Here is a 13,423-nt window from a genome sequence, read left to right as displayed (position 1 = left end):
GGCCGGCTGAGTTATCTTTATCTTAACTATAGAAGCGGAATAGAAAAAAGTGGCATTTTAATGATCCAGCTTTTACAGATGATCGGGCAGACATCCATGAGGAGGAAACGTTTCATAAACGAAGAAATGAAGGAAAAAGATTATGAAATTCTATCTATTAAGATGTACTTATTTTACGGAAACAATAGAGAAAAAAATTAGCGGATATTTTTCTAATATAGATGGAGGATTTGTTGATAGGATAGCTGCTTGTTTACAGCAGAAAAAAGTTGTTTCTAAAAAATAGAGGGGGGTCTGATGATATAGAATATGTGCAACTATTAAAAGATAAAAAGATATAACAGAGGTGTCCCCTATTTGATGTCCCCTATTGGTGTATGTAGCGCTAACCATTATTAACACATTTCTGGAATCTTATAATCTGCAGTGAAAGGTAATCGTTCCTTTTGCTATATCCGGAGGAGCGGGATGGAAAAAAACAAATGAAGAATTTAAAAACTTCTGCAAGGGTGCAGATCTAAAGGAAGGTAAGCGTTTTCATTCCAGTGTGTTTCAATCAGCCTTTCGGAAGTAATGGTAATGCTCGGCCCTTCCCGGACAAAAACGACAACATTATTGGAGCGGCTAAAGATGGCCGTGATCTGAAGCTGGTCACTTTTTTCCCACAGGTCTGCCTTTATGGATTGTTCCGAGCAGAAGATGGAATACGGGATCAAATCGTCCAGTGAGATTTCTGAATTTTGCTCCAGCGGACAGTCCCTGTACATAAATAAGGACACCCCAGGTATCACTTTCCGGTATTCCCAGATAAACATATTCTGAGAGGTCATGCGGCTTGGCAATAAAAGCCATGTCAATCAGTCCCCGGTCAAGATGTTCAGCTACAATCGATGTATCGCCGCTGGTGATGTGATAATGAATCCCGGGATAGCGCCCGTTTAGCCTTTTTACGGCTGTAGCCAGATATTTGATCAGATAGGACTCTGCGCAGTTAATATAAATATCCCCGTCTGTAATGTTATCTATGGTGTGAAACTCATTCCGTATCTTATCTGAATGGCTGAGAGGATCTTTGGAATCCTATTTTATAAAGAAGATTATGAGCTTTGGAAAGATGGGCTCATAATCTTCTTTTTCCATATTATGATTACCGGCAATCCAGCACAGAGTCTCGTACGTGAAGCTGTGTCTTCAAACGGAACAGGCATGGAAAGGCTGAAAAGTCGCCATTCAGCCGTTGAGAAAGGATGCGGATGGTCTTATTTACAATCTCTTTAATTGGATAATCAAGCACTGTAATCGGCGGCATCATGATCTGACCGAAATCAGAATTATCACAAGCAATCAGGGAGAACTCATCTGGGATTTCTAATCCCATAGAAAAAAAGGTGGACACAGCGTCGGTATAGAGCTGATAATCTGATATTATCAGTGAATCCGGGGGCGTGTCGCTGTTTAACAGAGCTAAAAACCTGTCTGTGGAATGGACGGTGTAATCTTCATGGTATGTCAGATGATAATCTTCATGGGCGCGCCGGTATCCTATATTGTCTTCGGAATCGTTCTGCCGGCATGCGGTCATTAAGGCGATTTTTTTATGCTGATGTTTAATCAGATATTCTGTACATGTGTAGATCCCTCCTGCAATATCCGGAAGGATAAAATCTGCAGGGATTCCCTCAAGGTAACGGTTTAGGATAATCAGCGGCACTCTGGTGTCTGGTATATATAATTCTTTGCTCTGAATCTGATAATCTGCCAAAAATAATATCGCATCTACATTTTTCTGGAGAAGAAATTCGATAGTATTTTCCCGGATAGCAGTTTTTGAATGATAGCAACAGAGTGCACAGGAGTAACCCTCGAGTTGAAGCATCTGCTCAATCTGTTCGACCAGCTTAGAGCAAAATGGATCATTCATAGTCGGGACAATGATCCCAACGGTATATGAGCGTGAATTCCTCAGGCTCTGGGCCATGATGTTCGGGCGGTAACCGAGCTTGGCGATTGCAGCTTCGATTGCCTTCGCATTCTTTGTGCGGACATTGCCGCCATTTATATACTTTGAAATGGTAGACACGGCCAAGTTCGTTTCTCTTGAAATATCCTTGATTGTTATAGACATCATTATACCTCTATTTAACAAATTTTACAGAGCCGCGGACGACTAGGTCAGTGTCAACTTGAATATGCTGGACAGGCAGCTCTGTATTTTCATTGATTCGTTCTATCAAAAGACGGACAGAGTTCTGGACTAAATGAAAGAAATCCTGCCGCACCACAGTGATATTAAGAGCTTTGAAGATATTATTGTCGTCAAAGATGATTAACGAAATGTCATCAGGAATTGTAAGCCCATGTCTGTGTGCATAAGTAATGATATCGACGCCCGTATCGTATGTAGAGGCTATAATCGCAGTAGGGGGAAGTGAAGAAGCCAGTAGCCCCGGTAGCTGAGTGTTTTCGAGGTTAGAATTGGGCGTATTGTATATAATATAGTTATCCTTGACCGGGATGCTATAATGCTTTAAAGCCTGTTTGTAGCCGAAAAGCCTTTCGGCGGTCGTGTACAGCGAGTTTGTGGTAATCAGGGCAATACGCTGGTGATTGTGCTGGATCAAATACTCAACAGCCCCGAAAACACCGTTTTTGTTTTGGGAGGTTACAAAATCAGCAGTTACAGTATCGGGCTTATTATCAAGGAATACAATAGGGATGTTCTGTTCCTGTATCAATTTTATAGAAGAATCATCCTGAGAATAGGCGATATAAAGAATTCCATCTACCCGCTTGTCAATCAGAAACTGTACGCTCTGCTGCTCGTTAATACTGTTTACATTATGAGTGCAAATAATAGTGGAATATTCGTGTTCCCATAAAAACTGTTCAACATAAGAAATAACACTTCCCCAGTAGGGATGCCCAATTGCAGGAGAGATGATTCCGATTGTCCGTGTTCTGCGGGTGCGCAGACTGCGGGCAGCAGTGTTGACGGTGTAGCCAAATTTAGCGATGGATTCCTCGATCTTTTCACGGTTGCGGGGAGATACTGGCTTGTTATTGATGTATTTTGATATCGTGGCCAAAGACAGACCAGTGTCTTTGGCGATATCTTTTAATGTAGCTTTCATTTATACATTCCTTTCATTTCTGCCGGATAAAGACGGAAAGAATTAAAACTATCTTCATTATATCTGTATTTATAGGCATTTGCAAGGTGTTATTATGAATGAAACGTTTCGCGATTAAAAAACAAGTAAAATTATTAAAAAAGTAAATATGCACAAATGAATACTAATAAATATATAAAAAATGACGAAAAGAATAAAATATAACAAAATATAATAAAATATATTGAAAAACGTTTCGTTTTATGTATAATAAAATACATAAAACATAAATATTTTTAAACGAAAGGAGAAAGATTTATGAAAAGGTTTCTAAGTGTAGCTGTCAGTCTTAGTCTGCTTCTTACGATGACAGGATGTGCAGGAAAAGAGGGGGCAAAAAGTGGGGATTCTGCTCAGAGTAAAGTATCGGATACGGATAAGTACAACGTAGATGATATGACATTTGAGGATGTGACTATTCGGGTAGCGACTAAAATGGGAGGTGGTGCGGAGGATGCAAATTCAGCGTACTATGAGTCCATGGTGAAGAAGTTCAATGAAATGGATAATGGCATTACGGTTGAGATGACCAACATCACAACGGAACAGGACTATATTGATAAACTCAGTACAGACTTTGCGGCCGGAGATGCGCCGAATGTATTTTATGATTTTGGTGGATCGAGAGATCTGGACTATGTAGCTGCAGGAGCTATTCTTGATTTGGAGCCTTATCTAGAAGCTGATCCACAGTGGCGAGATAGATTTTTGGATTACTGGGAGCCGGGCACATATTCAAGTTACGGATACGATGGTATTTATGCAGTGCCGTGGAGCTGTTATCAGGTGGTTCTCTACTATAACAAAGAGATTCTGGAGGCGAATAAATTAGAAGTCCCCACCACGTTTGATGAGCTGATGGATGCATGCGAAACATTGAAGAGTAATGGAATTGCGCCGTTTCAGGTAGGAGAAAAGTCTGATTTTAGATTTGGGCATCTGCATACAGTTCTCTCCCTTAAAAAGTATGGACCGGATGTTGCAGAACAGCTTGCCAAACGCGAGATGGCTTATGACAGTAAAGAACAGATAGAGATCTATTCCATGATTAAAGAGATGGTGGACAAGGGATATCTAGGCGATAACCTGCTGAACATGGACATGGATCAGGAGGATGCAAAGTTCAAAGCAGGCGAAGCGGCATTCCATTATGATGGGAGCTGGTTTGCAGGAACGGCTGCGGACAGTGACATATTTAAGGAAGGGAAAATGGGTGTTGCAAGATTTCCGGCAATAACACAAGAATATGCAAATGTGGATATGGGAGGTGCGGCAGATGCTTTCTTTATTTCAACGTTAGGAGCTACAGATGAAGAAATCGCTGCTTCTGTCGTATTCCTGAAGTATTTGACTTCGGAAGAGTATGTTGACGGTCTGTTGGAGGCTAACGCCAATACAATGGCAATCAAGAGTAATTACGAGGTGGATAATTATCTGCTGAATGACATTAATACGATTTTAAGTGAGACCGAAGCTTGTAAATCTGACCTTCAAAATTATGATACAGCCAGCCATATGATTACAACTGTCAGAGCGGCGCTGCAAGGGCTGGCAATGGGAAATTCACCGGAAGAAGTTGGAAAGCAGATTGTAGATACGATAGCGGAATACGAATAATCATTCAGGAACTGCCCGTTGATGCGGGCAGTTCGCATCAGAGGGCATAAAAATGAGGAAAAAAAGAAAGTTAGCTGTTCCGGTTCTGTTTTTAATGCCGGCAATCATATTACTGGCAGTGTTTATTGTATATCCGACGATACAGACCATATACCTATCCTTCTATTCATGGAAAGGAATTGCGAATGTACCAAAGTTGTTTGTCGGACTAAAAAATTACGAGAACGTACTGACAAACCAGGGGTTCTGGGATTCACTGAAGAATTGTATGTATTTTCTTGTAGGCGGTTTTATAATCCTGATGCCGCTCTCGTTTATCTTGGCACTGATTATAACGTCCAAGATGAAGTTCACTAAGATTATGAAGACGGCATATTTTATGCCGGTAATGCTGGGGGTTACTGCAGTAGCGCTTATGTGGGTATATATGCTGAACCCGAGCTGGGGAGTATTTGCACAGATTCTGTCGTGGCTGGGACTTGAAGAATGGGTGCAGGACTGGCTTGCGACTCCTACAGTAAATATCTGGTGTGTTGTTCTCGTAAACGAATGGATGTATGCGGGCTATAATATGCTGATTTTTGCGTCAGGCATTGTTGCTATTCCATCCTCGCTTTATGAAGCAGCGGAGATTGATGGTTGCTCTGGGTTAAAGAAAATCTGGTATGTGACGATTCCACTTTGTAAAAATTCATTTAAGGTTTTTTCTATTATCTGTATTACGGGCTGCATTAAGGTATTCGACATCATCTGGGCAATGACAAGAGGCGGGCCTAACGGAGTCAGCGAGTCTCCGGGAATCCTCCTTTATTATGAAGCGTTCCAGTACAAGCTGTATGGCAAGAGCAGCGCGACAGGAGTAATCATGATTGTGCTGGGAATCGTGCTGAGCCTTGTGGTAAATAGAGCTTTGAAGCAGGAAGAATTATAAGGAGAGAGCAGGGCATGAAAAAAAGAGTAACAAGTATTATCTGTTATGGTTTTGCTGTTTTTTGGATGATTATAACGGTTTTGCCGCTTATCATTACATTTTTCTCGTCTTTGAAAAATAATAGCGAGATTAGTCTTGGGCTGTTTAGCCTTCCCCAGATTTGGAGGTGGGAAAACTATATCAAGGCCAATGACATTGCACATGCTGCTACATCGATTACTAATTCGCTGATTCTGGGGCTGGCGACAACGTTTGCGGTAACGATTGTAGGAATGATGGCAGCGTATGTGATTTCGAGGAAAAGGCTTAAGTGGCTGAAATATGTGAACCTTCTTTTTGTGCTGGGAATTATGATTCCGGTGCACTGTACGATGGTTCCAATCTCTAATATTGCAGTAACATTAAATGCAAAGAACTCATATATATTCCTTTTCCTAATCTACATTACATTTAACCTCCCTCAGGCAATCTATCTATATGCGGGATATTTAGATGGAATCGACAGGGAATTGGATGAGGCAGCCATTATTGACGGATGCGGTGATTTTCGGTTGCTGTGGAAGGTTCTGGTACCGGTCAGTAAGCCGATTATCATGACAGAGGCAGTGTTTGTCTTTGTATATGCGTACAGTGAACTGATCTTTTCACTGGTACTTATTACTGATCAGTCAAAGTATACGGTTTCGAGAGGAATCTTGAGCTTTGTGGGAGAGCATTCCGCGGAATATGGACCACAGTTTGCATTTATAATCATGGCGATAATCCCGACAGTTATTATTTATATCCTGTTCCACAATAGGGTTGAGGCAGGGATGTTGTCAGGGGCAGTAAAGGGGTAATGCAAGATGAAAAATGAGATATGGTTTGAGAAACCTGCCGGAAAATTTGTAGAGGCGCTGCCGGTTGGAAATGGCAGTATGGGTGCGATGGTCTATGGAGGAGCCCGGGAAGAGAAGATATCTTTGAATCTGGATACATTTTGGTCGGGAACGGGAGAAAAAAAGGAACTGGAAGTTTCGGACCAAATGATTTATAAAATAAGACAAAAAATTTTTGGCGGCAGATTTCGGGAAGCAGAACAGCTGATCCGGGAGAATATGACTTTGACCTATACGGAATCCTATATGCCGGTAGGAAATTTAAGGTTTCGGTTTGAAGATGATGGCGAAATTTCGGGTTATCGTCGTTATCTTGACATGGAGCGTGGACGGGCAGTAACGGAATTCCGAATTGGAGACAAAGGAATATCTTATGAGACATATGCATCCATACCTCAAAAGGCGGTCATCTTACATATAAAAAGTGATACAAAACTGGAGGGCATACGGATTTGGCTGGAATCAGAGCTGAAGCATCAGATTACGGAAGACAAACCGGAAGAGATTTTGTTTCTCCAGAATGAAGCGCCAGGGCATGTGGTGCCTAATTATGTCGAGCATAACGATCCAATCCAGTATTTTGAGGATCGGAAAGGAATCTGTCTGAGCGTTGGAATTAAAGCAATATCAGATGAAGGGAAGGTTCTTCTGAAAAAAGGCGAAATCACAGCTGAAAATATAAACGAACTGACAGTGTACGTATGCATGGAATCAGGATATAAAGGTTTTCGGGAAGAGAGGGTTGAGGATTTTAAGCTTTTGAATAAGCGATGTAAAGAGCAAATCCGAAAGGTGTCGGGAAACTTGGCCAAAAACCTGCAAAAAGAACATGCAGAAGCATGGGCGAAACTGTTTCGACGGGTCAAGCTAGAGCTAGAGGGGGCAGATTATTCTGAACTGCCGTTGGATAAAAGACTGGAGCGCATCAGGCTGGGAGGCAGAGACGATAAACTATTGGAAGTTTATTTTCAGTATGGGAGATATTTAATGATTGCGTCATCTCTGGGAAATTCGGAACCGGCGAATCTTCAGGGAATCTGGAATGAGTCTGTCAGGCCAGATTTTAGCTGTAATTATACGATAAACATTAATACGCAGATGAATTACTGGATGACAGGGATATGTAACCTGAATGAATGCGCCGCCGGATTATTTAAAATGATTGAAGAATTGAGCATATCTGGCATGGTGACTGCAGAAAAGACATTCCGGTGTTCTGGGTGGACGGCAAATCATAATACAGATCTCTGGAGGATGAGCACTCCGGTATGTGTGAACCCACGGCATGGATTCTGGCCGATGGGAGGCGTATGGCTGTGTAGCCATCTCTATACCTATTATAAATATGAGCAGGATTTGGAATTTCTGATGCATAGAGCGTATCCCGTCATGAAGAGTGCCGGACAATTCTGTCTGGAATGGATGGTTGAACATGAAGGCGTGCTTCAGACATGTCCTTCCACGTCGCCGGAAAATGCATTTCGGCTTCCAGATGGCGATGTATGCTCCGTGAGCTGTTCATCGGCAATGGATCAGGCGCTGGTTCGAGAGCTCTTTGAAAACCTGCTGGAGATTGAACAAAGGCTGAACATGGATCCGGTATTTGCCAGACGGATAGAAGCGGCATTGAATAAAATGCCGGACTATAAGGTAGGAAAATATGGACAGCTCCAGGAGTGGAATGAGGATTTTGAGGAATCTGAACAGGGGCACCGGCATTTCTCTCACTTGTATGGCTTGTTTCCAGGAGACTACGGAATAGAAAAGTTAGACCAAGCATATGTAGAAGCCTGCCGGAAGTCAATCCAGCGAAGGGTAGAGGCGGGAGGCGGACATACGGGTTGGAGCTGTGCATGGCTGATTAACTTGTATGTAAGCCTTCGGGAAGGGGATAAGTCATTGGAATATCTTTATGTATTGTTATCCGATTTGACGGCGCCGAATTTTTTTGACCTGCATCCCCCGCTGGGGCTGACGCCAAATGAGACGGAAGTCTTCCAGATAGACGGAAATCTGGGTGCGGCAGCAGCAATCGCATTTATGCTACTACAGAGCCAAGGCGGAATCCTAAAGCTGCTTCCGGCGTTGCCTGAGCGCTGGAAGAAGGGGTCGGTAAAGGGGCTACGCGCAGAGGGCGGATTTGAGGTGGACATCCAGTGGGAGGACGGCAGACTGAAGCAAGCGGTTGTTAAATCTCTTAGGGGGAGCAATTTGGTAATTATGACGGGTAAAAAGATACAAATCACACATAAAGGGATGCCGGTAGGCGGCTGGAATGAGGAACAAGAGCTATATATGTGTAATACGGTAAAGGGAGGCATTTATCAGGTGCTTGCAGCCAAAAAAGCAGACATTTGAAAGGGTGATGGCATGAAAAAAGAGAATATCAGAATTGGAGTCGTCGGAACGGGAGCAATCGGAAGATCTCATATGGAAAGGATTAACAAGAAACTGCACGGCGGCTGGGTGACTGCGTGTACAGATGCTAATCTGAAAGCAGGACAGACGGTGGCTGAACAATATGGATGCAAATTATATGAGAGTGGTGAAGCCTTGATTGCATCGGCTGAGATTGATGCAGTAATTGTTACAACGGCGGACATGGCACATGAAAAGTATGTGTTGGAAGCTGTGAAGCAGAATAAGTATGTATTTTGTGAGAAGCCGCTGGCACCGGAGCCTGAGGCATGTCGGCGTATTGTGGAAGCGGAGATGAAAGGCAAAAGACACCTGGTCCAGGTGGGCTTCATGCGGCGATATGATATGGGATACCGCCAGTTAAAGGAGGCGGTAAAAAGTGGAATATATGGGGAGCCTCTGCTGTTGCATTGTGCACATAGGAATCCGGCGGTAGATGAATCCTATACGACTAAGATGGCAGTAGAAAATTCTATGATACACGAGATTGATGTTCTGAGGTGGCTTCTGGAGGAGGATTACGCTACAGTGGAAGTTGTATTTTCAAAGAATACGCGGCGGGCACATGAGCGGCTAAGGGATCCACAGACTATGATCCTCACTACAAAGTCAGGGGTAAGGATTGACGTTGAAGCGTTTGTGAACACAGGGCATTGCTATGATATCAAGTGCGAGATATGCTGTGAGGACGGGATATTAAACCTTCCGGAACCAGCGAATATCCGGGTGTGTGCAGATGGAAAAAGAGGATATGCAGTTCACGGCGACTGGTCCGAAAGATTTGAAGCGGCATACGATACAGAATTGCAGGAGTGGATTGATGGAGTGAGGCGTGGAAGGATTGACGGTCCTACAGCGTGGGATGGATATGTGGGACAGGTTACGGCAGGAGCGGCATCTAAAGCAAGGGACAAACAAGAAACTGTGGAGATAGAAATAGAAGAGAGGCCTAAATTTTATAGGGAATAGAATAGGAGATGGACTATGAAGATTGCATTTGATGTAGATGTACTGGCAAAACAGTCGTTGGATATTAACTGGATGGTACATCAGGTGGCGGATTGGGGGTATAAATATATTGAGCAGTCTCCCCATCCACGGATTAACCCATTTTACAAGCATCCTCTGTTTTCAGAGGAATGTGAGCGAGAATACCGGAAGGCCCTGCGTGAAACCGGTCTTGAGATTTCTTCCTTTATTGTGGTATACCGATGGTCAGGCCCTACGGAGGATGAAAGAAGATTTGCAGTAAAAAATTGGAAGCGGATGATTGAGATTGCGGCAGATATGGGGGTAAAGGTAATTAATACAGAGCTGTCGGGAGACCCGAACCAGCAGGAAATCTGCAACGGGATGTGGTTTCGGTCAATGGAAGAGCTGCTTCCGCTGATTGAGAAGGAAGGGATTCGCGTAGAGATACAGTCGCATCCATACGATTTCTGCGAACAGAATCAAGAAGCCTGCGATTTGGTCAAATCCTTCCGCTTGCCCAATTTGGGATATGTATATTCAGCGCCTCATGGCTTTTTCTACGATGAGGGAAAAGGGGATGTCCGTTCTATGCTGAAATATGCAGGTAATGAGCTGACACATGTGCTGTTCGCGGATACATATAACCAGACTCTGGACTGCCGCTACATTGCCAACCCGCCTTGGCTTAACCAGCATGGGCGGAAAGATGTGACGATACATCAACATCTTGCAATGGGAGAAGGGGATGTGGATTTTGACGGGATCTTCGAGACCCTGAGGGAAATGGACTTTGCATATAGGCAGATGCGGACAGATGCGCCAAAAGCTGGCGGAGATACGATTGCATGTGTTTCCATGTTCGGATTTCCGGAAAAAATGGACGTGCAAGCTCCAGAAGCTAGAATGCGGATAGAAAAAGAACTGTTGGATGATGGGAGGTAACTATGGAACTGGCAATCTGTACAGATGTATTTAGCAGTCTAAGTGTGGAGGATATGCTTGATAAAGTAAAGTCTCTTGGGATTCATGCCGTAGAGATGACGGCGGGCGGCTGGGGAAGCTGCGCCCATGCTCCGGCAGAAAAACTGCTCCATGACGAGAAAAGGCTTGAAGAATTCAGAAGGTTATTTGAAAAAAAGGGAATAGAAATCGCTGCATTGAACTGTTCGGGCAATCAGCTCAGCCCGGGTGAAATGGGAGAAAGGCATACGGCGGGGGCATATGAGACTGCTGTGCTGGCAGGCAGGCTAGGAGTAAAAAAATTGGTGATGATGTCGGGGCTTCCGGCGGGAGCGCCAACGGATATGACTCCGAATTGGATTACATCCACTGTGTCTTGGCCAGATTATATGCCAGAGTGCGTGCGTTACCAGTGGGAAGATGTGGCAATTCCATGGTGGAAGAAGTTTGTAGAACACTGTGAAAAACAGGGAATTGAAAAGATTGCAATTGAGGAATTTCCATCTCAGCTTGTGTACAATCCGGCAACATTGTGGCAGTTGCGGGATGCAGTGGGACCGATGATTGGAATGAATATGGATCCGTCACATCTAATTGTCATGGGAGCAGATCCGATTGCCGGACTCAGAAATCTGGAGGGTGCAGTATACCATATCCATGGTAAGGACGCGAGAGTGGAGCGCGGCTTGTGCGATGTAAACGGGCTGCTGGAAACAAGGGCTGTGACGGAGTCTTCACAACGTTCGTGGAATTATGTGGCAGTCGGGTGTGGAAAAGATCTGCAATGGTGGAGAGAATTTTTCTCTGTGGCCCGAATGACGGGATATGACGGTTATGTATCTCTGGAAATGGAGGATCTAACGATGAGTGTGATGGCTGGTCTGGAGACATCCATTGAGGCTTTGGGACAGAGTATCAGCAGATAAAATGCGGAGATTGCGAAAGGAGAAACAAAAATGTGTGAGATTAAAAGATTGGGATACTTTGTAAACGGGACTGTAAAAGAGTCCAGGACGAAGATTTATAAAAAAGCATATGATCCAAGCACCGGTGATGTAATTGCGGAGGTTCCATGCTGTACAGCTGAGGAAGTAGAAGCAGCAATTTTGGCGGCAAAGGAGGCCTTCCCGGGCTGGGCTGCAACGCCGGTAAAAAAGAGAGTCCAGATCTTATACAATGTACGGGAGCTGCTAGTGAAATATCTGGATGAACTGACTCTCTCTGTTGCTAAGGAAAATGGGAAAAATCTGGCTGAGGCTGAAGGCGATGTGCTAAAAGCAATAGAAGGAACGGAACAGGCGATTTCAGCTCCATCTCTGATGATGGGAGAAAGCCTGATGGATGCCTCCAGTGGATTTGATACTGTGTCATACAGAGAGCCTCTGGGAGTTTTCGCAGGGATTGTCCCATTCAATTTTCCAGCTATGATTCCGATGGGGTGGATGGCGCCAATCTGTGTTGCATGTGGTAATACGATTGTATTGAAGGCTGCAACCTTTACTCCGCAGACATGCATGAGGATTGCAGAGATATACAAAGAAGCCGGACTTCCAGACGGCGTAATTAATATCGTTACATGTTCCAGGAATGAGGCGGAAATCTTTCTTGAGCATCCGGCTATAAAAGGAATTACGTTTGTAGGATCTACGTCTGTGGGAAAACATATTTATACAGTGGCTGCATCAAATGGAAAGCGGGTACAGGCACTGTGCGAAGCCAAAAACCATGCGCTTGTATTAGAGGATGCACCAATTGAAAGGACGGCGGCCGGGATTGTCAATGCTGCATTCGGGTGTGCGGGAGAACGGTGTATGGCGCTTCCGGTGGTTGTAGTGCAGGAAAGCATTGCAAACAGGCTTGTGGAGGAGATTGTTAAGAAAGCGGGAGGACTTGTTGTGGGACCGGCCTATGATCCAAAGACCGGACTAGGACCGGTTATCAACAGAGAACATAAGGAAAGAGTGCTTGGCTGGATAGAAAAAGGGCTTCAAGAAAGCGCGAAAATGATTCTGGATGGGCGGAATGTGGCTGTGCCGGGATACGAGGACGGATTTTATATAGGACCAACAATTCTGGATTTTGTCACGCAGGACATGGAGGTGGGGAATCAGGAAATCTTTGGTCCGGTACTCTGCATAAAGAGAGTAAAAGATTTTGAAGAGGGATTAAGATTGATGAATGGGAATCCCTTTGCCAATGGTTCTGTCATTTTCACGCAAAACGGCCACTATGCCCGGGAATTTGCAAGGAATACCCACGGCGGAATGGTCGGAGTCAATGTTGGGATTCCAGTTCCGGTAGGCATGTTCCCATTTAACGGACACAAGGATTCATTCTTTGGGGATCTTCATACACTCGGAAAAGATGGTTACCTTTTCTTTACAGAGAGAAAAGTAGTGACGACCCGTTGGTTTGACGAGGAGGAGAAGAAGGTCGGCACTGTGAGTACGTGGGATGGTACAATCTAAAGCGGAGGA

13 protein-coding genes are annotated in these 13,423 nt (G+C 44.2%); 10 read left to right on the top strand and 3 right to left on the bottom strand.

What is annotated here, in order from left to right:
• The first annotated feature begins 142 nt into the window (after positions 1-142).
• Together MWG26_RS13935 and MWG26_RS23185 are read left to right on the top strand one after the other, a co-directional pair.
• The gene (locus MWG26_RS13935; RefSeq protein WP_162149283.1) at positions 143-286 is read left to right on the top strand and encodes a hypothetical protein; all 144 of its coding nucleotides are present in this window, start codon (positions 143-145) and stop codon (positions 284-286) included.
• A 150-nt stretch (positions 287-436) separates the two neighbouring features.
• Positions 437-574, top strand: a complete 138-nt coding sequence (locus tag MWG26_RS23185) for a flavodoxin (protein WP_416388524.1) — start codon at positions 437-439, stop codon at positions 572-574.
• Positions 575-651: 77 nt separating this feature from the next.
• Here MWG26_RS23185 and MWG26_RS23180 read toward each other — a convergent pair whose 3' ends face one another.
• The 3 genes from MWG26_RS23180 to MWG26_RS13920 form a co-directional block, all read right to left on the bottom strand.
• Complete coding sequence (locus tag MWG26_RS23180) at positions 652-963, bottom strand: type 2 periplasmic-binding domain-containing protein (RefSeq protein WP_416388523.1); 312 nt, start codon at positions 961-963, stop codon at positions 652-654.
• Between the two features lie 184 nt (positions 964-1,147).
• Entirely contained in the window at positions 1,148-2,125 is a 978-nt protein-coding gene (locus MWG26_RS13925; protein ID WP_025656973.1) for a LacI family DNA-binding transcriptional regulator, read from the bottom strand.
• 10 nt (positions 2,126-2,135) lie between these two features.
• Positions 2,136-3,131 (bottom strand): LacI family DNA-binding transcriptional regulator, encoded by a 996-nt coding sequence (locus MWG26_RS13920; RefSeq protein ID WP_025656974.1) that lies wholly within the window; start codon positions 3,129-3,131, stop codon positions 2,136-2,138.
• Positions 3,132-3,428: 297 nt separating this feature from the next.
• Here MWG26_RS13920 and MWG26_RS13915 point away from each other — a divergent pair, with 297 nt between their 5' ends.
• The 8 genes from MWG26_RS13915 to MWG26_RS13880 are packed head-to-tail and all read left to right on the top strand — an operon-like array spanning position 3,429 to position 13,414.
• Positions 3,429-4,787 carry an ABC transporter substrate-binding protein gene (locus MWG26_RS13915; RefSeq protein ID WP_117440796.1) on the top strand — a complete coding sequence of 453 codons (1,359 nt, stop codon included), beginning with the start codon at positions 3,429-3,431 and terminating at the stop codon, positions 4,785-4,787.
• A 52-nt stretch (positions 4,788-4,839) separates the two neighbouring features.
• Positions 4,840-5,718 carry a carbohydrate ABC transporter permease gene (locus MWG26_RS13910; RefSeq protein ID WP_025656976.1) on the top strand — a complete coding sequence of 293 codons (879 nt, stop codon included), beginning with the start codon at positions 4,840-4,842 and terminating at the stop codon, positions 5,716-5,718.
• A gap of 14 nt (positions 5,719-5,732) precedes the next feature.
• Positions 5,733-6,557, top strand: coding sequence for a carbohydrate ABC transporter permease (locus tag MWG26_RS13905; RefSeq protein ID WP_025656977.1), 825 nt, complete (start codon positions 5,733-5,735; stop codon positions 6,555-6,557).
• A gap of 6 nt (positions 6,558-6,563) precedes the next feature.
• On the top strand, positions 6,564-8,954 hold the full coding sequence (locus MWG26_RS13900; RefSeq protein ID WP_117440795.1) for a glycoside hydrolase family 95 protein: 2,391 nt from the start codon (positions 6,564-6,566) through the stop codon (positions 8,952-8,954).
• A gap of 12 nt (positions 8,955-8,966) precedes the next feature.
• Positions 8,967-9,983, top strand: a complete 1,017-nt coding sequence (locus MWG26_RS13895; RefSeq protein WP_044927225.1) for a Gfo/Idh/MocA family protein — start codon at positions 8,967-8,969, stop codon at positions 9,981-9,983.
• A 15-nt stretch (positions 9,984-9,998) separates the two neighbouring features.
• On the top strand, positions 9,999-10,928 hold the full coding sequence (locus tag MWG26_RS13890) for a sugar phosphate isomerase/epimerase family protein (RefSeq protein ID WP_025656979.1): 930 nt from the start codon (positions 9,999-10,001) through the stop codon (positions 10,926-10,928).
• Between the two features lie 2 nt (positions 10,929-10,930).
• A complete protein-coding gene (locus tag MWG26_RS13885; protein WP_025656980.1) occupies positions 10,931-11,872 on the top strand; it encodes a sugar phosphate isomerase/epimerase family protein in 942 nt (313 codons plus the stop codon).
• A gap of 30 nt (positions 11,873-11,902) precedes the next feature.
• Positions 11,903-13,414, top strand: a complete 1,512-nt coding sequence (locus MWG26_RS13880) for a CoA-acylating methylmalonate-semialdehyde dehydrogenase (RefSeq protein ID WP_117440794.1) — start codon at positions 11,903-11,905, stop codon at positions 13,412-13,414.
• The last annotated feature ends 9 nt before the right edge of the window (positions 13,415-13,423 follow it).

The organism is Faecalicatena contorta, from assembly GCF_022835095.1.
GTDB classification, from domain to species: domain Bacteria; phylum Bacillota; class Clostridia; order Lachnospirales; family Lachnospiraceae; genus Faecalicatena; species Faecalicatena contorta.
Note: the sequence above shows the minus strand (reverse complement) of the source record. Positions and strands in the feature narration are given on the sequence as shown.